The sequence below is a fragment of the Populibacterium corticicola genome, from assembly GCF_042683685.1.
Taxonomy (GTDB): domain Bacteria; phylum Actinomycetota; class Actinomycetes; order Actinomycetales; family Cellulomonadaceae; genus Timonella; species Timonella corticicola.
In genome coordinates, this window is the sequence record NZ_JBHUOP010000008.1 from 18,607 (window position 1) to 39,097 (window position 20,491).

The 20,491-nt window shown below is 60.3% G+C and carries 20 protein-coding genes; all 20 read left to right on the plus strand.

All coding sequences use genetic code 11. The features are described 5' to 3' along the window. Positions 1-21 precede the first annotated feature (21 nt). The gene (locus ACFSYH_RS14055; protein WP_377467933.1) at positions 22-969 is read left to right on the plus strand and encodes a flagellar motor switch protein FliM; all 948 of its coding nucleotides are present in this window, start codon (positions 22-24) and stop codon (positions 967-969) included. Further along, on the plus strand, positions 966-1,739 hold the full coding sequence (gene fliN, locus ACFSYH_RS14060; RefSeq protein ID WP_377467935.1) for a flagellar motor switch protein FliN: 774 nt from the start codon (positions 966-968) through the stop codon (positions 1,737-1,739). Before ACFSYH_RS14055 ends, fliN begins: the two co-directional genes overlap by 4 nt. Beyond that, positions 1,739-2,452 (plus strand): FliO/MopB family protein, encoded by a 714-nt coding sequence (locus ACFSYH_RS14065; protein WP_377467937.1) that lies wholly within the window; start codon positions 1,739-1,741, stop codon positions 2,450-2,452. Before fliN ends, ACFSYH_RS14065 begins: the two co-directional genes overlap by 1 nt. 6 nt (positions 2,453-2,458) lie before the next feature. Continuing rightward, entirely contained in the window at positions 2,459-3,298 is an 840-nt protein-coding gene (gene fliP, locus ACFSYH_RS14070; RefSeq protein WP_377467939.1) for a flagellar type III secretion system pore protein FliP, read from the plus strand. Positions 3,299-3,304: 6 nt separating this feature from the next. After that, positions 3,305-3,577, plus strand: a complete 273-nt coding sequence (locus tag ACFSYH_RS14075) for a flagellar biosynthetic protein FliQ (protein WP_377467941.1) — start codon at positions 3,305-3,307, stop codon at positions 3,575-3,577. Positions 3,578-3,580: 3 nt separating this feature from the next. Beyond that, on the plus strand, positions 3,581-4,342 hold the full coding sequence (fliR, locus tag ACFSYH_RS14080; RefSeq protein WP_377467943.1) for a flagellar biosynthetic protein FliR: 762 nt from the start codon (positions 3,581-3,583) through the stop codon (positions 4,340-4,342). Beyond that, positions 4,339-5,472 (plus strand): EscU/YscU/HrcU family type III secretion system export apparatus switch protein, encoded by a 1,134-nt coding sequence (locus tag ACFSYH_RS14085; RefSeq protein ID WP_377467945.1) that lies wholly within the window; start codon positions 4,339-4,341, stop codon positions 5,470-5,472. The genes fliR and ACFSYH_RS14085 overlap by 4 nt, the downstream gene beginning before the upstream one ends. Then, complete coding sequence (locus tag ACFSYH_RS14090) at positions 5,469-7,529, plus strand: flagellar biosynthesis protein FlhA (protein WP_377467947.1); 2,061 nt, start codon at positions 5,469-5,471, stop codon at positions 7,527-7,529. Before ACFSYH_RS14085 ends, ACFSYH_RS14090 begins: the two co-directional genes overlap by 4 nt. Then, positions 7,504-8,955 (plus strand): hypothetical protein, encoded by a 1,452-nt coding sequence (locus ACFSYH_RS14095; RefSeq protein WP_377467949.1) that lies wholly within the window; start codon positions 7,504-7,506, stop codon positions 8,953-8,955. The genes ACFSYH_RS14090 and ACFSYH_RS14095 overlap by 26 nt, the downstream gene beginning before the upstream one ends. A gap of 260 nt (positions 8,956-9,215) precedes the next feature. Then, positions 9,216-9,500: a carbon storage regulator CsrA gene (gene csrA / locus ACFSYH_RS14100; RefSeq protein ID WP_377467951.1), complete on the plus strand. Its 285-nt coding sequence runs from the start codon at positions 9,216-9,218 to the stop codon at positions 9,498-9,500. Positions 9,501-9,703: 203 nt separating this feature from the next. Then, the gene (locus ACFSYH_RS14105; RefSeq protein ID WP_377467953.1) at positions 9,704-12,139 is read left to right on the plus strand and encodes a chemotaxis protein CheA; all 2,436 of its coding nucleotides are present in this window, start codon (positions 9,704-9,706) and stop codon (positions 12,137-12,139) included. Beyond that, on the plus strand, positions 12,139-12,561 hold the full coding sequence (locus tag ACFSYH_RS14110) for a chemotaxis protein CheW (RefSeq protein ID WP_377467955.1): 423 nt from the start codon (positions 12,139-12,141) through the stop codon (positions 12,559-12,561). Before ACFSYH_RS14105 ends, ACFSYH_RS14110 begins: the two co-directional genes overlap by 1 nt. A gap of 231 nt (positions 12,562-12,792) precedes the next feature. Next, complete coding sequence (locus tag ACFSYH_RS14115; RefSeq protein ID WP_377467957.1) at positions 12,793-14,043, plus strand: protein-glutamate methylesterase/protein-glutamine glutaminase; 1,251 nt, start codon at positions 12,793-12,795, stop codon at positions 14,041-14,043. Beyond that, positions 14,040-14,870, plus strand: coding sequence for a CheR family methyltransferase (locus tag ACFSYH_RS14120; protein ID WP_377467959.1), 831 nt, complete (start codon positions 14,040-14,042; stop codon positions 14,868-14,870). Before ACFSYH_RS14115 ends, ACFSYH_RS14120 begins: the two co-directional genes overlap by 4 nt. Before the next feature lie 3 nt (positions 14,871-14,873). Next, positions 14,874-15,257 carry a response regulator gene (locus ACFSYH_RS14125; protein ID WP_377467961.1) on the plus strand — a complete coding sequence of 128 codons (384 nt, stop codon included), beginning with the start codon at positions 14,874-14,876 and terminating at the stop codon, positions 15,255-15,257. After that, on the plus strand, positions 15,254-15,730 hold the full coding sequence (locus tag ACFSYH_RS14130; RefSeq protein WP_377467963.1) for a chemotaxis protein CheX: 477 nt from the start codon (positions 15,254-15,256) through the stop codon (positions 15,728-15,730). The genes ACFSYH_RS14125 and ACFSYH_RS14130 overlap by 4 nt, the downstream gene beginning before the upstream one ends. A 33-nt stretch (positions 15,731-15,763) precedes the next feature. Next, positions 15,764-16,126: a response regulator gene (locus tag ACFSYH_RS14135; RefSeq protein ID WP_377467965.1), complete on the plus strand. Its 363-nt coding sequence runs from the start codon at positions 15,764-15,766 to the stop codon at positions 16,124-16,126. Further along, entirely contained in the window at positions 16,123-16,617 is a 495-nt protein-coding gene (locus ACFSYH_RS14140) for a hypothetical protein (RefSeq protein ID WP_377467967.1), read from the plus strand. The genes ACFSYH_RS14135 and ACFSYH_RS14140 overlap by 4 nt, the downstream gene beginning before the upstream one ends. Positions 16,618-17,285: 668 nt before the next feature. Then, positions 17,286-18,818, plus strand: coding sequence for an NCS2 family permease (locus ACFSYH_RS14145; RefSeq protein ID WP_377467969.1), 1,533 nt, complete (start codon positions 17,286-17,288; stop codon positions 18,816-18,818). 177 nt (positions 18,819-18,995) lie between these two features. Next, positions 18,996-20,270 carry a mannose-6-phosphate isomerase, class I gene (gene manA, locus ACFSYH_RS14150; RefSeq protein ID WP_377467971.1) on the plus strand — a complete coding sequence of 425 codons (1,275 nt, stop codon included), beginning with the start codon at positions 18,996-18,998 and terminating at the stop codon, positions 20,268-20,270. Positions 20,271-20,491: the final 221 nt, after the last annotated feature.

A 20,491-nucleotide genomic window follows, 5' to 3' on the forward strand; every position in this document is an offset into this window, starting at 1 on the left:
CGCGGCCCCGTGGCCGAACAGATGAACGTGAGCACATTACAGAGGACTCGTAACTCGAAAGGGCGCGACAGCGATCCACCAGAGTTCGAGACATACGATTTTCGGCGTCCTATGACGCTTGCGCGTGAACACGCGCGAATGTTTGAGATGGCATTTGAGACCTTTGCCCGGCAATGGTCCATGCAGTTGACCTCGCGGCTGCGCGTGGTCTCGACGATTGTGCTGGACAAGCTCGAGATGATGTCGTACGACGACTACATCAACCCGCTACCGCAGCACACGACGATGGCCTTGTTGTCGTTGAACGAGGGCCGCGCCCAGTCGGTTTTGCAGATGCCATCGGATACCACCCTTTTGTGGATTGACTACCTGCTTGGTGGCCCGGGGCTGGAGCGCAGTGAGAACCCTCGCGAACTGACTGAGATCGAGTATGCACTGGTGACGAACCTGCTGCAGGCCTCGATGCAGGACTTGGGCTATGCCTTTACATCCGTATTGGACATGAGCCCGGCGGTGCGTTCGATCGAGTACAGCCCGCAGTTCATCCAACTTGCCCCAGCCAAGGAAGCCGTGATCGTCGCGCAGTTTGATGTGACGATTCGTGGGCACAAGAACCGTGCCTCGATCATGATTCCTGCGGAGATCCTGGTGAGCCCGCTGAACAAGCGGGAAGGCGATGATGCCAAGTCCGCGGCGGAGTTGCAGGAGGAGCGGATCGCGCACGAGCGGCTGAAGCGTTCGATGAGTTCGGTTCCAGTCGAGATGTCGGTGCAGTTCAAGCCATTGACCGTGTCTCCCATGGACATCACAACGCTTGAGATCGGTCAGGTCATTCGCCTGAACCACGCGGTTTCTCGTCCGCTTGATTTGAAGGTTGACAATCTGATTGTCGGCCACGGCGTTCCAGGTAACTCGGGCCGTCAGCTCGCATGCAAGGTAGTAGATACAGAGGGAGAGGTGGCCTCGTGAACGCGAGCACACTGGCAGATTTTCAGGCGGTCGCAACGGAACTGGCGAAGTTGCTTCCGAGCGACGTTCCACTTGAGGTGAACTTTGTTCCGAACCCGCCTGCTGAGTTCAACTTCGACGTTGAATACCACTCGACGATGCGTCGTGTTGGAGCGAACGAGATCAACCTGATGCTGATCGTCGACGACGTGGTGGTTGCACCACTCGCGAAAGCCGGCCTTGGCTTTGAGCCCGAGGTTGCGTTGCGCACTGCCCTCGAGCAGGTCTCCGGTGCTCTTGGTGAGGCCGTCACGGTTGATTTCACTCCGGAGCTTGAACAGTTCCGCGAGGGGGAGACCTCGTTCTTTGTTCTTCGCGCTGGCCCACATGTTCGTGGCTGGTTTGGTATTCAGATCCGTGAGGGTGGTTCCGTGGGCAACGATTTCGATTCGCTGAATGATGGTGCGGCGCAGGCCAAGCCAGCGTCGATCAGCCAGTTCACGGAAGCCGCGACTCCGGTACGCGAGTCGGTTGCGAATGTGGGAAACATGCGTCTGCTGTATGACGTGGAGATGACGTTGACCGCCGAGATCGGTCGCGCAAAGCTTCCCGTCCGCCAGATCCTCGATCTGACTCCAGGCGCGATTGTCGAGCTTGACCGGGTTGCTGGTTCCCCTGCGGACCTGATGGTGAACGGTCACCTGGTGGCGCGCGGCGAGGTCGTTGTGATTGACGAGGACTACGGTCTGCGGATCACCGAGATTCTGGACGCGTCAGAGGCGTTTGCATAATGCCTCCCACACTGGAGATAGTGCTGCGCGCTATCGCCTCGTTGATCGTGGTTGTCGGCCTGATTGTGTGGCTTGGCAAGAAGATCAACGCGGATGGTTCGGGTTCTGCTGTCGCGAATCTGACCGGTCCTTCTGGTGCGAAGCCTCGGCGGAAGCGGACGGGTGGCGTGTTCTCCTTCGCGTTCGCATCGCGTTCGCGTGGTGATCAGCAACTGATTCAGGTTGTTGGTCGTCAGGCTCTGGTGGGGCGTACCGCGGTCACGGTCGTTGACGTGGATGGTCAGCGGTTGGTGTTGGGCGTGACCGACACGAATGTGTCGGTTCTGCACTCGCGCGAGTTGCGGGCGGGGGAGTCGGCCACCGATGCGGCTGCGGTCCTGCTTGGCGACGAGCAGGCGGCTTCCACCAGCACGCCGGCTGATGCTGGTTTCGCCGCCGCGCTGACGGATGCCGTGGCCTCCGCAGAAGCGAGCACGCCAGAAGCCGGAGCGCCAACTCTCGCTGAAGGGCTCGTCGACAATGGCGACTCAATCGTAGACCTGGACACCGCGCGCACGGTGAAGGCTGCAGCGCAGCCAACGCACTCTTCCTTTTCCTCAAGGTTGGATGGATCCATCCTTTCTCCCAATACCTGGCGTCAAGCCAAAGCTGCCATGAAGGTAGCTCGTGTTGGTGGCAACAAGACCACAAGAGACACACAAACCTGGCGGTAATTTTTCATGACTAGTTCGTGCCAGCGGGCGCTGATGCCGCGCACTGGTGGGGATCGTGCGTACCGTTTTGCGCGCATGGTGGGCCTGATCGTGCTCGCCAGCCTCGCCATCATCGCGCTGGCGGCCATGTTCGCCCCGCACGCATCGGCTGCCCCGGAGATCGATCCGGTGGAGCCCGTACCGGGCGTCGTCACGATTGACATCGATGGTGCGGCAACGACCCCATCGAGCTCGATCGTGGTGCTGCTTGCGATCACGCTGCTCTCGGTTGCGCCGTCACTGCTGTTGATGATGACGAGTTTCACCAAGATCCTCGTGGTGTTGTCGATCACCCGCAACGCCCTTGGCCTGCAGGGCGTGCCACCCAATCAGGTTCTTGCAGGTCTGGCCATGTTCCTGTCCATCTTCATCATGGGGCCGGTGCTGTCCGCGATCAACGATGCGGCGGTCCAGCCGTATCTTGGCGGGGACATGGACTTCAGCGGCGCACTTGAGGCGGGCACGGCGCCGTTGCGAGAATTCATGCTCGGGCAGACCCGCGAATCCGATATCGCGCTCATGACCCGTGCCGGCGGTTTGGACAACCCGGCCTCTCCGGCGGATGTGCCGATGCTGACCCTGATCCCGGCATTCCTGCTGTCGGAGTTGCGTGCGGCGTTCATCATCGGGTTCGTCATCTTCCTACCGTTCCTCATCATCGACATCGTGATCTCCGCGGCGCTGATGTCGATGGGTATGATGATGCTCCCACCGATCATGATCTCGCTGCCGTTCAAGATCCTGCTCTTTGTCCTCGTGGACGGCTGGGCGCTGATATTGACGTCCCTCGTGGGAACGTACAGGTAGCACGCCATGGATACCTCAGCCGTCCTCGAACTGGGACTTCAAGCACTGCTCCTGGCCGCAAAGCTGGCCGGACCCATTCTCCTGACCGCCCTGACCGTCGGTTTCGTGATCGCGTTCTTCCAGTCCATCACTCAGATCCAGGAAGTGACCCTGAGCTTCGTGCCCAAGGCCATCGCGGTCGCATTCGTGCTGTTTGTGGCAGGCCACTGGATGATCAGCGAGTCGATCGCGTTCACGAACATGCTGTTCGAGCGCATCCCAAGCCTGCTTTCGGGATAAGCCATGTCCTTGTCCATGGATCTGGCAAGCCTGCAGGTGCTGATGCTCGTGTCCGTGCGCATCATCGCCTTCCTGGTCATCGCCCCTCCCTTCGCGCAGCGGTCGTTCCCGGGCACCGTCAAGGTGATGCTCGGTATCGGGCTTGCCATCGCTGTTCTGCCGAGCATGGAGCCGTCGACCGTGAACTACACGACCGGCGGCTATATCGGCGCGCTCGTGATTCAGGCGTTCATCGGGGTGGCGCTCGGCTTCTGTGTGCTGCTCGTGTTCACCGCAGTGCAGAGTGCCGGTGGTCTGATCGACCTCATGGGTGGCTTCGCCATGGCATCGAGCTTCGACCCCCTCAACAACTCAAACGGCGCCCAGTTCAACCGCATGTTCAACATGACGGCGCTCGCGCTGATCTTTGCGTCCAACGCACACCAGATCATGCTCGGCGGGCTGTTCAGGTCGTTTGAGTTTGTCCCTCCGGGGCAGGGGATATCCCTTGCCCAATTGAGTGAGACGCTGGTGTCTGGATTCTCCACGATGTTCATGTCCGCAGTCCAGATCGCTGGACCGCTCCTGATCATCGTGATCCTTGCTGACATCGGGCTTGGTCTGCTGACACGCGTGGCGCCTGCACTGAACGTGTTCGTGCTCGGATTCCCGCTCAAGATCTACCTGACGCTGTCCCTGGTATCGATTGTCTACCTGACCCTGCCGCGCGTCGTCGAGGCGCTGTCGAATCGTTCCCTCAGCTACATGTGGGAGGTGATTCGATGAGCCAGGACACAAGCGGCGAGAAAACCGAGAAAGCCACCCCCAAACGCATGAAGGAGGTGCGCAAGGAAGGTGGACTCCAAAAATCTCAGGACCTCTCGGCATGGGCTGGGATCGGTGCGGGCGTTGCGATGATGCCGACCGTCTTTTCGAATGTGTCTGCACTGCTGCAGGACGCGATGGCGCAGATCCGCATTACAATCTCGAACCCGGACGTGTCCGTGCTCGAGGAACTGCTGCGCACCTCCCTGTGGTCGATCCTGCCCGCCATCGCTCCCATGCTTGCGGCCTCCGTCATCGCGGCGATCGTTGCCTCTACGGTCATGGGCGGTGTCAACATCAAGAAGTTGAAGCCGAACTTCAAACAGTTCAATCTGCTCAAGGGCGTAAAGCAGAAGTTCAGTTTCCAGGCGCTGTGGCAGGGCATCAAGGCGGTGCTGAAGACCGCGGTTATCGGGCTGGTGCTGTATTCGGTGATCCAACAGATGATGCCGATCCTCATGAGCGCGGGTGGACTTCCCTTGAGCTCGGTCCTGAATGCAGCCAGCTCGTCCGTGAATCGGATGCTGTGGACCGCAGTCGCCGCAGGCATCGCCCTGTCCGTGATCGACATCGTGGTGGTCGCACGAGCAAACCGCAAGAAGACCCGCATGTCCAAGAAGGAGGTGCAGGACGAGAACAAGAACGCTGAGGGCGACCCGCATATCAAGGGCCAACGGCGCTCCCGCCAACTGGCCATGAGCCGCAACCGAATGATCACGGCAGTTTCGGAGGCCGACGTCGTTGTGGTCAACCCAACCCACGTGGCAGTCGCCCTGAAATACACCGCTGGCGAGGGTGCCCCAAAACTCATCGCAAAAGGACGCGGCCTAATTGCTCAAAAGATCCGCGACAAAGCCGATGAGTCGAACGTGCCGATGGTCCATGACGTACCGTTGGCGCGCGCACTGCATGGAGCGTGTGAAGTTGGACAGGAAGTCCCCGAAGCCCTATTTACGGCCGTGGCGCAGGTTCTCGCCTTCGTCATGTTGCTAAAGCAACGCGGCTCGCAATCGATTGGCGTGCATACGATGCCGAAGCCAACCGAGGTACCGACTGACATGTACACGCTTGATGAGGAGGACGACCTATGAAAATGGGAAACATCATGAAACTTGGTGTCCCATTGGGCGTAGTCGGAATCATAGTGCTGCTGGTCGTTCCAATGCCAGCGGCTGTGATCGACCTTCTGATCGTCATCAACATCGCACTGGGCCTGGTCACGCTGCTGACCGCCATGTACGTGCAAAAGCCCCTCGACTTCTCGGTATTCCCCTCAATCCTGCTGGTCCTTACCCTGTTCCGACTGGGACTCAGCGTCGCGTCGACCCGTCTCGTACTGCGTGACGGCTACGCAGGTGAAGTTATTGACGCGTTCGGCCACTTCGTGGTCGGTGGATCACTCATCATCGGTCTGGTCATCTTCTTCATCCTGGTCGTGGTCCAGTTTATCGTGATCACGAACGGTGCAGGCCGTGTGGCAGAGGTCGGTGCCCGCTTCACGCTGGATGCGATGCCGGGTAAGCAGATGGCGATTGACGCCGACCTGAACGCTGGCCTGATCAGCGATGTTGAGGCGAAGAGGCGCCGCGCCGAGGTTGCCCAGGAAGCGGACTTCTACGGTGCGATGGATGGTGCCTCGAAGTTCGTGAAGGGTGACGCGATCGCAGGTATCGTCATCACGATCATCAACCTAGTCGGTGGTATCGCGATGGGTATGACCGCGCGCGGCATGGACTTCGGCGCTGCGATGGAGACCTATTCCCTGCTGTCGATCGGTGACGGTCTGACCTCGCAGATTCCAGCCCTGTTGATGTCGGTCGCTACCGGTATCATCGTGACTCGCGGGTCCACGGATGAGGACCTGGGAACCGCGGCGTCCAAGCAACTCGGCCAGTCCCGCAACGCCCTGAGCATTGCCGGTGCGGCGGCCATCACCCTTGCACTGTTCCCGAACATGCCAAAGATCCCGTTCGTTCTGGTTGGTGCCCTCCTGATCCTTGCCGCGCAGCAGATCAAGGCCCGTGAGCGGCGTGAGGAGGAAGCCAAGGTCCTCGAGGCTGCCGTCGCCACCGCGAACCCCACGTCCACGGACACCCCTGAGAAACTGATCGAGGACATGCGCATGTCCGCACTGGAGATCATGCTCTCGACAGACCTTGTGGACCTGGTTAACACCTCAAGTGACGACGACCTGCTCGCCCGCATTCGCGGGCTGCGTCGAAAGATCGCCTTCGACATCGGAATCGTGGTTCCGCCGGTACGTACCCGTGACTCGGTGGAACTGCCGCAATCGACCTACGTTCTGAAGATCTCCGGCGTTGAAGTGGCCCGAGGCGAGCTACCGCGTGGCCGCGTCTTGGCTCTTGGCGACGACCTCGATACGTTGCCAGGCACCGCGACGAGTGAACCGGTGTTCGGGTTGCAGGGGAAGTGGGTTCCCGCCGAGATGCGGTTTGCCGCGGAGATGACCGGAGCCACCGTGGTGGACCGGGTGTCCGTTCTCATCACCCACCTGTCCTCGCTCATCAGCCAGAACGCCTCACGTCTGTTGAGCCGCGAGGATGTCCGCCTGCTCACCGAGGGCCTCAAGGCGGTCAACCCCTCGGTTGTCGATGAGTTGATTCCGAGCGTTCTGACGCTCGGCGAGGTGCAGCGCGTTCTGTGCGGTCTGCTCCAAGAACAGGTTCCCATCCGCGACATTGCACGCATCTACGAGTCGTTGTCGCTCAAGGCAAAGCAGACCACGAACCCAGAACAGCTCATCGAGGCCGCTCGTATGGCGATTGCCCCCGCAATCACCGCACGTCATGCCCGTGATGGCATCATCCGGGTGCTCACCATTGATCCGGTGTTCGAACAGCAACTCCTTGAAGGCCTGCGTCAGGGCGAGGAGGGGTCGCAGATTCTGCTCGACCCGAGCCGTCTCGAGATGTTTCTGCGGTCCTACGCAGCGTTGCGGAGCAAGGCGGAGGAAACCGGACAGACGGTTGTCCTGGTCTGTGCCCCGGCGTTACGACCAGCCCTCTACCGTACGGTTTCCCTGCAGGTGCCGCATGCCGTGGTCATGTCATACCCTGAGGTGACGGGAGCGGGAATTCGGATCGAGACCGTGGGAGTGGTCCGTGAGTCGGAAACGATTGCGGCTTGAGGGTAACTCTGTAGAGGAGATCCTCGCCAGGGTGCAGGCACGGTTCGGTTCGGCTGCGCATGTGGTCGAGGCGGAGAAGGTCCGTTCGGGCGGTATCGGCGGATTCTTCGCGCGCGAATACGTGGCGGTCACGGTTGACGTTCCAGAAGAGCTCGCTGTGCTCGACAGCGAGCCGCAACGTTCTTTGACCCCCCGCGCTGCATCGGTGGGCGGAGGTGCGAGTACGCCCGCCCAGGGGATGTCCACGAGTGAGGTGCGCGCCGGGGCCACAACCACTGGGGCTCAGGGACTTGAGGCAATGCTCGCGGCGGCCGATGCCTCCGATGGGTTCATCTCGGAGGTCAACGAGGCGGCACCTCGCCACGAAGCATCAGACTCACGCCACGTGACCCTGGACGCTAGATTCACCGCTCCAGATCCGCACAGTATCGGTGCGGATACCCGAGCAGGCACCCCAGAGCCGCGCCCCAGTCAATGGCAGGCACACCACCACGGGGGCGACAGCCGATTCGCTGACACCTTGAATGCAGAGAGCGCGAACGCCCAGCGCGACTTTGAGATCCTCATGCCGCACGAGGCGCCACATGTGGACCGCAACGTAACCCCCGTCGTGTGGCCCACCGCCGCGCGGGTGGAGACCTCACACAGGGAACAGGATTTCGACGAGATTCTGCGCAGCGCCAAAGCCCTCGTGCAGGGATCCCCAACCAGCGACGCGCCAGAACTGACGCCACCCGCAGCCCCGGGAACCTTCGACATCCGCACCGGCGGCGCCACCCTTGCGGAACTCCTGGATGTCGGCATACCCAGCGACCTGTTGGGGCATCTGCCGCTGAGCCGAGGCCAACACACGCTGTCCACCGTGCTGAACCACGTGCCGAAACCACCAGAACTGTGGCCCGACGCAGGGTCAATAGTCGTGGTGCTCGGAACCGGCACCTCTGCGCTGCCAACCGCCCGGATCGTCGCCAACAAAATGGGTGTACTGGAACGAGAGATCATCGGTGCCGGACCACTCAGCGCGCAGCGCGTTGAAGAACGCGGCATCCTGACCGCCCAGGCTGCACGTGCGTTGCGGCGCGGCGCGCGAGAAGACCTCGAATCGGTGGTCGTGTTCCTCGATATCGGTCCGGCGCAGACGGATGCCTACCTCGCCGGACGGTTGTTGGATGCCCTCGATCCCGACCACATCGTCGTGGCCATCCGCGCCGACCACGACATCGCGCACACTGCCCGGACCCTGTCCGAGGTGACGCAGGGCAGGCCATTGCACTCGCTTGCCGCGGAGGGAGTTATCGGATCGATTGCCCCTGCGCGCGTGCTGTCCCTGTCGGTACCCGTTGCGTACATCGACACGCTCGAGGCCAATCCCGTTGTGTGGGCGGCCGCGATCTCGCAGGCGCTGCCCAACATCTCCTGGGACTGAGCGCATCATCCTGCCTTGTCTGCGGCTCCACCAGCCGTGACCAAATCCCGTCAACTCAATGGTGCTGCCGCATGTCGCCTGGGACTAGGCTCTTGGCACTTCTCTCCTCACTCGATGGGCTGAGAGCGTCCCGGTGTCTATTCTTTTTCCGGTGCACTCGGATCAAAAACCACCCATTGACCAAGCGTCACGAAAAAACTGCCCTGAGAAAACCGGCAAAACAGCGACGAAACCCCACAAGCACCGGTAACCTAGTACGCATGCTAGTTCTGAGTCGGCGTGTTGGAGAGAAACTTCTCATCGGGGATGACATTGAGATTACGATTATCGATTCCCGTGGAGATGGTGTGCGCATTGGTATCGATGCACCGCGCAGCATGAAGATTCACCGCGCTGAGGTTGTTGAGGCCGTCAAGGAATCCAACACGGGAGCGAACGTCTCTGGGGACAGCGCGGAGGCCGCAGGCAACGCACTGAAATCGCTCGTTGGCAAACTCCACGCGGAACAGCCGGAAGCGGCAAACAACCCCACCGCCGTCGAGTAGCCGAACACTAGTTACGGACAAAGTAGTGCAGGGGTTTCGCGGAGCAAACACCTGCCGGAGCGAAACGCACGAAAGTTCGTAACTAAACGAGCACTTGAGCGCGATAGTTCAAGTTCGCCGCCCATATTTCTCATGAGATGCCCATCGCGGCCGATTCCTTCTATAGCAGGTCGATACCTGTTAGTACACGAGGAGGAAAGCCATTGGACGGCATCGATGAGATCGTTCGGGAATTCTTAATTGAGAGCAACGAAAACCTGGACCAACTGGACCAGGACCTCGTTGCGCTAGAGAGTGACCCTGGATCACGCGAACTGCTTGGCAGCGTGTTCCGCACTATTCACACCATCAAGGGCACCAGCGGCTTCCTCGCACTGTCCAACCTTGAGTCGGTTGCTCACGTTGGTGAAAACCTGCTCGTGGAACTGCGTGACGGCAAGCGCAACATGGACCAGCGCACCACAGACGTGCTCCTACTCATGGTGGACACCATCCGCTCCCTTTTGACGCGCCTTGACGCGTCCGGAACGGAAGACGGCGTCGATATTGCCCCTGCCATCGCGGAGATCCAGGCAGCACTCGACAACAAGCCTTCGCCACGTGCAGCAGCCAAAGCGGTTGAACCGCAGGCGCAGGCTCCCTCAACTCCAGCACCCACCCCCACGGTGGCCCCCGCTGAGACTCCGCAGTCTGATGACTCGAAGGAGACCGGAACAATGGGCGATGAGATCAATGAAGATTCAGCGACCGGAATCGTGCCACGCCCAAGTATTGGGAGTGGGGCACCGGCGGCTGCACCAGCGGGCCAGGTAGAGAAACCAGCACAGACTGCTCCTGCGGCGCCAGCACCAGTGGTGTCGGAAGCGGAGCAGCCGGCCCCAGCCGCCTCATCCCCAAGCATCGCGCCTCAGGCCAACACCAACAACCAAGCTCCAGGAGCACCCTCGCGTTCGACCGCGGACTCCTCGATCCGTGTGGACGTTGACCTGCTTGACGAACTCATGCGTCAGGTCGGCGAGTTGGTGCTGGTGCGTAACCAGATCGCGCAGCTTGCAGGATTCGACTCCGGTGACCTCCTACGCTCATCGCAGCGGCTGAGTCTCATCGCCTCCGAACTGCAGGACGGCGTCATGAAGACCCGCATGCAGCCAATCGAGCACATCTGGTCCAAGATGCCACGAGTCGTCCGCGACCTTGCGGCATCGTGTGGCCGCGAGGTGCGCCTCGAGATGATCGGTGGAGACACCGAACTTGACCGTTCTCTCCTCGAGTCCGTCAAGGACCCACTGACCCACCTGGTTCGAAACGCCGTCGACCACGGCATCGAAGACCCAGACCTGCGCCAACAGACGGGCAAGACCCGAGTTGGAACACTGGTTCTGCGTGCGTATCACGCGGGCGGTCAAGTGGTCGTGGAAGTCACTGACGATGGCGCTGGCATCGACCCGAGTAAGGTCGGGGCCAAGGCGCTCGAGCGAGGACTCAAGACCAAAGAGCAACTCGCACTCATGTCGGCCAACGAGATCCAGAACCTCGTGTTCATGCCGGGATTCTCCACGGCGGCAAAGGTCACGAACGTGTCTGGCCGCGGTGTCGGCATGGACGTGGTTCGCTCCAACATCGAGGAGATCGGCGGCTCCGTCGAGGTCGAGTCGGAAGTGGGCAAGGGAACAACCTGGCGCCTCTACATTCCGTTGACCCTCGCGATCATGCCTGCGCTCACTGTGCAGAGCGGCGACGAGATCTACGCTATTCCGCAACTCAACCTGCTCGAACTCGTTGCGCTCGATCCGCAGAAGACCCAGGACTCGATCGAGCACATCGGTAACTCCGAGGTCTATCGTCTACGCGGTTCGCTGCTGCCGCTCGTGCGGCTCTCGAGCGTGCTCGGTGGCGAGACCGACGAACAGACGACCTCCGTCATCGCGGTTTTGTCCGCCGAGAACCAGCGCTTCGGTCTGGTCATCGATCGTGTGCTGAACAACGAGGAGATCGTGGTCAAGCCAATCGCAACGGCGCTGCGCAATATCGGCATCTACGCCGGTGCAACACTGATGGGCGATGGCCAGGTGGCGTTGATCCTTGACGTGCAGGCGATTGCCCGCCGTGAACTCAAGGCGGAGACCACGGAGATGCTCGCCCAGCAGCTTGCTGACCAACTCGAGTCCGGTTCCGACGAATCGATCGAACACCTCGTGGTCCGGGTCGGCGCGAACCGCCGCGTGGCGATCCCGCTCGCGGACGTCACCCGTCTCGAACAGGTGGCCGTTGACCGGATGGAGAGCGTTGGCGGTCGGACTGTGGTCCAGTACCGTGACGCGATCGTTCCGGTACTGCGTCTGCCGCAGATGCTCGGCGTGTACGAGTCCAACACGGGCGAGGAACTGCCTGTTGTCATCTTCACTCGGGGCAGCAAGACCATCGCTGTGGTCGTCGATGAGATCCTTGAGATCATCAACGACTCCGGTGCGGTGCGCTCGCCAGTCCAGGACTCCGGTCTGCTTGGATCGGTTGTCCTGTCCGGTCAAGTCACCGAACTCCTCGACGTTCGCAGCATCCTGCTCAGCGCTGACCCGAACTTCTTCGATGAAGACTGGGCAATCAATGAGTCCGTACAAGAAAGCCTGGTTGGTGCCTGATGTCCACACAGTATGTGACCTTCACAATCGCCGATGCCGTGTATGGCATCGAGGTTCTTCGCATCGAGGAGACCCTTGGGCACCACCCGCGTACGCCCGTTCCACTGTCCCCGAAGGGGATCGCCGGGCTGGTGAACCTGCGTGGTCAGGTTGTGCTGTCGCTCGATCTGCGCCCCCGCCTTGGCCTGGAGCCGCTGTCGCTCGAGACCGAGTCGATGATGGTGGTTGTGGACATCGATGGCGAGTCGGTGGCACTCCTTGTTGATGAGGTTGGCGAGGTTCTGACCCTCGATGACGCCGACTTCGAGACCCCTCCAGGCACGCTCGACCCGCTCGTGCGTGAGCTTGTCACGGGTGCGTACAAGCTTGATTCGGGTCTGTTGTTGACCTTGGACGTCGATGCTGCGGTGGCCGTTAACTGAGATATCTGATTGGCGACGAACCGGTGACGTCGGGTGGCGACGTCACCGGTTCGTCGTGTCTGGGCTCGGCTGGGCTGAGCGCGCTGGAACTTGCACGGGCAGAAAAACTTCACCGGATCGTCGCCAATCCGTCATACCCGGCGAATACTTTCCGATAGGCAAGGTGCAGTGCTGGGTCCAAAGCCCCGCACCCGCATATATGTTTCCCCTGAACGTTCTAAGGACGGCGTAGTGACTATACGAGTAGTCGTGGTTGATGACTCTGTGGTGATTCGTCGACTCGTCATGCAGGCGCTGGAATCCGATCCTGGCATCGAGGTCGTCGGCACTGCGGCCAACGGCAAGATTGCGCTGACGAAGATCGCGCAACTCGCACCCGACGCGGTCACGATGGACGTTGAAATGCCCGAGCTCAACGGTGTCGACACCGTGCGCGAACTCCGCAAGATGGGCCAGAAAATGCCCATCATCATGTTCTCAACCCTGACCGAACGCGGTGCGACCGCCACCCTGGACGCGCTGTCCGCTGGTGCATCAGACTACGTGGCAAAGCCATCCAACGTGGGATCGCTGTCCGAGTCGCTCGCGATTGTTGCCGACCAACTCATCCCCAAGATCCGCGCACTGCTGCCCAACCTCTCGCGCCGCAACCCCGCCACTGGCTCGGCCCTCTCAAGCGCTGGTGCCAGCGGTAGCCGCCTCGCCGTCACTCCGGCCAACGCGACCGCCGTACCCCGCCAAGGGTCTGCGAAAACACGCGATGACATGCGTAAGCACCCCATCCGGGCGATTGTTGTCGGTTCATCGACCGGAGGTCCGGAAGCGCTCTCCCGCGTGATCAGCTCCCTCCAAGATCTTTTGCCGGTGCCAGTGCTGGTTACCCAACACATGCCGCCGGTCTTTACCAAGCAGCTTGCAGCACGCCTCGATCGACTGAGCCCCAACACCGTTGTCGAGGCAACCGACCGTATGACCATGCGCCCTGGCCACATCTACATCGCACCGGGCGATTACCACATGGAGTTCAAGCGTGTTGGCGTCTCGCACACCATCATCCTGACGCAGGGGCCACCAGTGAACTTCTGCCGCCCGTCCGTTGACGTCATGTTCCGTTCCGCTCTCGAGTCATTCGGCTCAGAACTACTCACCGTGGTGCTCACCGGAATGGGCTCCGACGGCAAGGCGGGGACCGGTGCAATCGTGGAAGCCGGCGGAACCGCCATCGTTCAAGACGAGGAAACCTCAGTCGTGTGGGGAATGCCCGGCGCGACCGCCACCGCAGGTTTCGCGCACCGTATTTTGCCTCTCGACGAGATCGGTCCGTCCATCTGGACGATTCTGTCGGCCTCGCGCGCGGTTCCCGGCGCTGCAGGCGTCGGAGGCACCGGCGGTGCAGGTTCCAGTGGCCCTCTGAGCGGCACGACTCGAACCGGCATTGGCACCGCTGGGGACAAAACAACAAAGATAAGGGGGCTACGATGACGATCGCACAGGAGAACTTTGCGTTCGTGGCTGACTTGGTGAGAACCAAGAGCGCGATCCTGCTGGCTCCGGGGAAGGAATACCTGGTTGAGTCTCGGCTCGCACCGATCGCTCGCGCCCAGGGCAAAACGGTGGACGCCTACGTTTCCGAGAAACGCACGTCACTGTCCCCACTGGATGCCGAGGTCATCGTAGAGGCGCTGACCACGAATGAGACGTCATGGTTCCGTGACGCACAGCCATTCATGGCGCTCACCGAACACATCATTCCGGAACTGAAGGCCCAAAAACCGGTATTCAGCAACCTCAAGATCTGGTCGGCTGCCTGCTCGACAGGCCAGGAACCCTACTCGATCGCGATGACGCTGAAAGACCTGTTCGAGGATCCAGGTTCAACGAGCAAGCCGATCATCGAGATCCTCGCGACCGACCTGTCCAACGAGGTTCTACAACGGGCACAGACCGGACGATACTCGCAACTTGAGGTCAACCGTGGTCTGCCTGCGAGTCACCTCGTGCGGCACTTCGTGCGGGCCGGAACCGAGTGGGAGCTCGATCAGTCCATCCGCCGTATGGTCCGGTTCAGCAAGCACAACCTGCTGGACATGCCACCTATTGGTGGACCGTTCGACATCGTTTTCATACGTAATGTCTTGATCTACTTTGATGTCCCCACGAAACGCGCAGTGCTGTCGCGCATCCGCAGCGTACTGCGTCCAGGGGGATTCTTGATTTTGGGTGCCGCGGAAACCACCGTTGGCATTGATGACACGTGGCGCCGAGTCCAGGTCGGGCGCAGTTCCGTCTATCAGAATGCTGGGAGTTAACCAATGAAGGCACTGGTTATTGACGACTCGCGCACGATGCGCCGGATCGTGAAGAACATCTTGATGAATGTCGGCTACGAGGTGTTCGAGGCTGGCGACGGCCAAGAAGCACTCGGAGTCCTCGAGAACGAGGGTGGCATCAACCTGTGCTGCATCGACTGGAACATGCCCGTCATGGATGGCCTGACATTCGTGAAGAAGGTCCGTGAAGTCGGTGCCTGGCGTGAGATCACGCTGATGATGGTCACCACCGAGTCAGAGCATTCACAGATCGTACGCGCGCTTGCGGCGGGTGCGCACGAGTACGTTATCAAGCCGTTTACCCCGGAAGCCATCTACCAGAAAATGGAGCTTCTTGGGCTCCTGCCAGCAGAGGAAATGATATGAGCCAAGTCGCATTCCAAGTGAGTAGGGAACAGGTTCTGGAGATCACCCAAGAGGTGTTCACCGCCATGCTCGACCAGGGCGAGACCCTGACCTTTGAGCGGTTCGAACCTGTTCCAGATTTCGCTGACCCCCTGTTCGCATGGGTTGAGATGCACGCCGACAGCGAGTTCGGGGCTTTCACTGGACGCGCCGTTGTCAAGACCGAGACCGAGACCGCACACGAGATCACTCGTAGCCTGCTCATGCTGGCTCCTGACGAAGAGGTCACCGAGGCGGACCTCACGGACGCGTTCGGGGAAATCGCAAACGTTGTCGGCGGAAATGTGAAAGCATTGATTGACGCCGTCGCACGTTTGACCTTGCCACAGGTTGGTGCCACACCACCGGCTGAAGACAACGCAATGTTTCTGCAGGACCTGGCCATTGACTGGCGTGGACGTGTCCTTGTTGTCTCACTGTGGGTCTTGCTGTAACTAGTTCGCTTAAGTCTTTTGTAGGAGAGCACAATGTTTGTACTTGTAGCCGACGATTCGCGCGTCATGCGCCAGATTGTTATCCGCACTCTTCGTCAGGCAGGCTATGACGACTGGGAGATCATTGAGGCCACTGACGGTCAAGAGGCCTACGAGATGGCACTCGACCAGCAGCCGGATCTGATCCTTTCCGACTGGAACATGCCCCGTGCCACGGGTATCGAGGCCCTTCAAGCCCTACGCCAGGCAGGCTGCGACATCCCATTCGGGTTTGTCACCTCGGAGGGTTCGCCAGAGATGCGGGAGCAGGCCGAGGCCGCTGGTGCGCTGTTCCTCATTGCGAAGCCGTTCACCGCTGACTCGTTCCGAGAAGCTCTGGATCCGGTGCTCGCATGATCCCAGCACAGAAGTCGCCATTGCCCACCGCACAGGAGATCCGCGAACTGATCAGCGGTTTGATCGGGCGTGAACTGGGTATGAAGACTGGCGCTCCGATGATTGATCCGGCCGGTCCCGGTGGAGCACTTGTTGCTGAATACATTTCTGACCGGTTGAGCCTCAACGCGATGGTGGTCATGGACCTGGGTGCCGCTGCGCACCTTGGGGCAGCCCTTGCGTTGATTCCCGCTGCCGTCTCGAAGGAGGACGTGGTTGCGGGGGAACTGTCGACAGACCTGTTGGAGACCGCAGGCGAGGTCTTGAACGTTATGGCCGCTCTGTTCAACAAGGAAGGTGCCCCACACCTTCGTCTAGGCACCGTTCACCCGCCGCAGACCGCTCTGCCCAAGGACGTGGCCCCATGGGTCATGGCCTATGTTGCACGTGTTGACCTTGCGATCGACGTGCCGGGTTACGGTCCAGGCCAGTTGTCGGTTCTCGTGATGTAGTTTTACCCCGCGCACCTTTGTGCGTGGTTGCGCCGTTCGCGGCTCGGGTCTTGGTTCCTCCTTGACTCGGGTCACGGGTGGCGCTTTTCTTTACCCGTGCATGCCGGTTTTCGGACTCCAACTGGATTCCGGTCTGCTTTTGCTTTCCCACTGCACCTTTTTAACCTCCAGTAGTGCTGGTTCCCGCCCTCCCTTACCCACAGCATCCTCCTCTATCCCATCTGCCGATGGGCTGTTTTTGGTCCGGGTGCGCATACTTTGTATGCGCACCCGGACGCTTTTGGCCCCATCGGTTCGGCGAGTGGTGTCCGGCAGGTACTGATAGCGGTGAGTAGGTGGTGGCAGATTGGCGACGATCTGGTCCATCAGGTTGTGCCGTCACCTCCCTGCACGGCTGGCCTTGGTTCCGTGGGAGTGAGTCCGATGGGCTGTCTTCGTTCCGGCGTCTGTACTTTAGTTCACTCACCCGGACTTTTTTCTACCCATTGGCTTGGCGAGAACTGTCGACTATCGCATCCACACCAAAGTGTGGTGAAGAACTTGTGTGTGGTGCGCCTCATAGTTAAACGCTTGTCGTGCGCGATTTGTCGGAATTGTTGGCATTTAACACTGTGTAACTAGTGAACAGGGGTTAAGAATATGCGAAGATTTCGTGCACAATATTGCTCATGGCGAACACTGACACCAAGGCAGCCGGTTCAGGCTTCCTGGACTCATACTTCAAGATCTCACAACGAGGCTCAACCGTCGGCCGCGAAATCCGCGGTGGTTTGGTCACCTTCTTCGCGATGTCCTACATCATCGTGCTCAACCCTCTCATCCTCGGGTTCACCCCGGACAGCCAAGGTCACTTCCTCGGCGCAGCCCTTGCAACGGGCGACCCAACGGCGGCCGGAGCAGGTATCCCGCTCATCGCCGCTGCCACCTCCCTTATCGCGGCAGTCATGTCGATCGCAATGGGTGCCTTCGCAAACTTCCCAATCGCGATCGCGGCAGGTCTTGGCCTGAATGCGCTGATGGCCTACACGATCGTCAAGATGCCTGGTATGACCTGGGCAGACGGTATGGGTCTCGTACTCCTCGAGGGTGTCGTCATCCTTATCCTGGTGCTGACTGGATTCCGTACCGCTGTGTTCCGGGCAGTGCCTGCTGGTCTGAAAACCGCAATTTCGGTTGGTATCGGTCTGTTCATTGCCTTCATCGGTTTGGTCAATGCGGGCATTGTGACCACTCCGGCGATGTACGACTATGTACCGGGGAACCAACCGGGCACGCCCGTTAAGCTCGGAACTGAAGGTTCGATCGACTCGTTGCCGATGCTCGTGTTCGTTCTGGGCCTGCTCGCAATCGTCATTCTGACGGCCCGCAAGGTCAAGGGCGCGATGCTCTATTCAATCCTCGGAGCGACGGTCTTCGCAGTCATCCTCGAGCAGGTAGTAAAGATCGGCCCTAAAAACATGGGTACCGGGGCGCACGAGAACCCGAAGGGCTGGTCCCTCAACGCACCTACCATTCCAGATGAATGGGTGACGCTGCCCAACTTCTCCCTGATCGGCCAGGTCAGCCCGTTCGGCGCCTTCTCGAAGATCACCATCGCCGCAGTCGTGTTGACTGTCTTCGCGCTCCTGCTTGCGGACTTCTTCGACACCATGGGAACCATGGTCGCCGTTGGTGCTGAGGCGGACCTGCTGGACGAGGAGGGCAACCCGCCAAACACGAAGACCATCCTGGTTGTTGACTCTATCGCTGCGGCAGCAGGTGGTGTTGGTTCGGTCTCCTCGAACACGGCGTTTATCGAATCCGCGTCCGGCGTCGGCGAAGGTGCGCGCACCGGTCTTGCGCCGATCGTGACTGGTCTCGCCTTCGCACTCTCGACGTTCCTCGCCCCCGTTGTCGCGCTGGTTCCGTACGAGGCCGCAACCCCTGCGCTCGTGTTCGTTGGTTTCCTCATGATGACCCAGGTGACCGGAATCAAGTGGAACGACTTCGAGATTGCTCTGCCAGCGTTCCTGACGATCATCCTGATGCCATTCACCTACTCCATCACCGATGGTATTGGTGCCGGATTCCTGTTCTGGGTGGCCATCAAGTTGGCGAAGGGCAAGTTCCGCGAAATCCACCCGCTCATGTGGATTGTCTCCGCGATGTTCGTGGTTTACTTCCTGCTCGCACCGATCCAGAACGCCGTGGTCGGTTCCTGACCCGAGTGCAGGCACGCCGAGCCAAGTTGAACTGAGCAGGACCCGCCGTCTCCGCTGTCACAAGGTGAACAGTGATTGACGGCGGGTCCTTTCTCATGGCCCGTTATTCATGCGTAGTTCTTACGCCGTTGAAAGCCGTTCACCGCTGATTAAGACCGGTGGCGTAAGATCGCATGTGTGGTCAGGCAGATGATGTACCGTCTCTCAAACCCCCTTCAGTCGTACGAATGGGGTTCGAAGGAGGCCATCTTTGAGGCGTTCGGCTGGGAGACCACCGGACTGCCGGGAGCAGAGTTGTGGCTGGGGGCGCACCCGCTGGCGGTGAGCGTTGCCCGGACCGCTGACGTACTTCCCGCGCACTGGCAGGACTATCGCCATGTCGCTGTGGAACACACGGTGGCCGATGGCGTGTCGCTCATTGATCTGATCAAATCCGACCCGCACTTCATGCTCGGTGAGGCCGTCGAGGAGGAGTTCGGTCCACGACTCCCATATCTGATGAAGATCTTGGCAGCGGACCAACCCCTGTCCCTTCAGGTGCATCCAAAGCCACACATCGCCCGTCGTGGTTTCATGCGTGAAAATGCTGCTGGGGTTGCCCTGAACGATCCTGAGCGGAACTACAAGGATGAGTCGCATAAGCCGGAGATGCTGGTGGCAATGACCCCGTTTGAAGGGCTCAGCGGATTCCGTCGCCCGCAGCGGATCATTCAACTCCTTGAACACGTGAAGGGTGACACCGCATCGAAAATGCGTGAGATGCTTCAATATCGCCCTAGCGCGGCAGGGATCGAGCAGGCGTTCACGCTTGCCCTTGAGTTGCGGGGAACCAACTGTTCGGTGGAACTCGATGAGTCGATGGATTCTATCGCTGAACTCGTGGGGCTCCAGGAGCAGGCCGGAGAGACGGTGTCGAGAGGGCACCGTACGGCTTTGGAACTGTTCGAGCGGTATCCAGGTGATCCAGGTGCCCTAGTGTCGCTCATGCTGAACCGTTTCTCCCTTCAGCCCGGTGAGGCGGTGTACCTCGGGGCGGGGCAGGTTCATGCCTATCTCAGCGGGTTGGGGGTGGAGATCATGGCAAGCTCCGACAACGTTTTGCGTGCCGGTCTTACCCACAAGAAGGTGGATGTCCCGGAGCTTCTGCAGTGCACGGATTTCGCTCCCACCCCGGCCGGGCGGCCACGGCTCCGTGCCGGCACCAGCCAATTGACTGAATATCGTCCCGGTGTTCCCGAGTTCGCGCTGATATATGGCGGCGTTGAGGGCAGCGCCATCGTTCCGCACAACGGGCCACGCATCGTGCTGTGCCTGTCGGGGGAGCTGGAAGTCTCTGGTGTGCTCGGCCCATTGGGCACGCTTGCTGCAGGCCAGTCGGCGTTTGTCCCGCATGGTGTGGGAAATCTGGGCCTGCGCGGCGACGGTAGCGTCGCCATCGCCTACGTGCCATAGCCGCAGCCCCGGTTCCAGGTGCTGGGACGTGCCGACTCGTCGTCAAGCAGGAAGATTCAGAGCGCCGACGAGTGGCGCAGTCATGCGCACTCGCACAAGTTCTCACTCGCTGAGAGTTACCAAAAGCGCACCCGCACTGTTTGAGAGTGCGCTTTTGGTAACTCTCACACGAGGCTGTGCGTAGCGAGTGCACTGTGCCCGGATTGCGGTCATGCCTCTGG

Coding starts and splice junctions, on each gene's coding strand:
- ACFSYH_RS14055 (WP_377467933.1), top strand. CDS start 22: ATGAACGTGAGCACATTACAGAGGACTCGTAACTCGAAAGGGCGCGAC.
- ACFSYH_RS14065 (WP_377467937.1), top strand. CDS start 1,739: ATGCCTCCCACACTGGAGATAGTGCTGCGCGCTATCGCCTCGTTGATC.
- fliP (WP_377467939.1), top strand. CDS start 2,459: ATGACTAGTTCGTGCCAGCGGGCGCTGATGCCGCGCACTGGTGGGGAT.
- ACFSYH_RS14075 (WP_377467941.1), top strand. CDS start 3,305: ATGGATACCTCAGCCGTCCTCGAACTGGGACTTCAAGCACTGCTCCTG.
- fliR (WP_377467943.1), top strand. CDS start 3,581: ATGTCCTTGTCCATGGATCTGGCAAGCCTGCAGGTGCTGATGCTCGTG.
- ACFSYH_RS14085 (WP_377467945.1), top strand. CDS start 4,339: ATGAGCCAGGACACAAGCGGCGAGAAAACCGAGAAAGCCACCCCCAAA.
- ACFSYH_RS14090 (WP_377467947.1), top strand. CDS start 5,469: ATGAAAATGGGAAACATCATGAAACTTGGTGTCCCATTGGGCGTAGTC.
- csrA (WP_377467951.1), top strand. CDS start 9,216: ATGCTAGTTCTGAGTCGGCGTGTTGGAGAGAAACTTCTCATCGGGGAT.
- ACFSYH_RS14110 (WP_377467955.1), top strand. CDS start 12,139: ATGTCCACACAGTATGTGACCTTCACAATCGCCGATGCCGTGTATGGC.
- ACFSYH_RS14120 (WP_377467959.1), top strand. CDS start 14,040: ATGACGATCGCACAGGAGAACTTTGCGTTCGTGGCTGACTTGGTGAGA.
- ACFSYH_RS14125 (WP_377467961.1), top strand. CDS start 14,874: ATGAAGGCACTGGTTATTGACGACTCGCGCACGATGCGCCGGATCGTG.
- ACFSYH_RS14130 (WP_377467963.1), top strand. CDS start 15,254: ATGAGCCAAGTCGCATTCCAAGTGAGTAGGGAACAGGTTCTGGAGATC.
- ACFSYH_RS14135 (WP_377467965.1), top strand. CDS start 15,764: ATGTTTGTACTTGTAGCCGACGATTCGCGCGTCATGCGCCAGATTGTT.
- ACFSYH_RS14140 (WP_377467967.1), top strand. CDS start 16,123: ATGATCCCAGCACAGAAGTCGCCATTGCCCACCGCACAGGAGATCCGC.
- ACFSYH_RS14145 (WP_377467969.1), top strand. CDS start 17,286: ATGGCGAACACTGACACCAAGGCAGCCGGTTCAGGCTTCCTGGACTCA.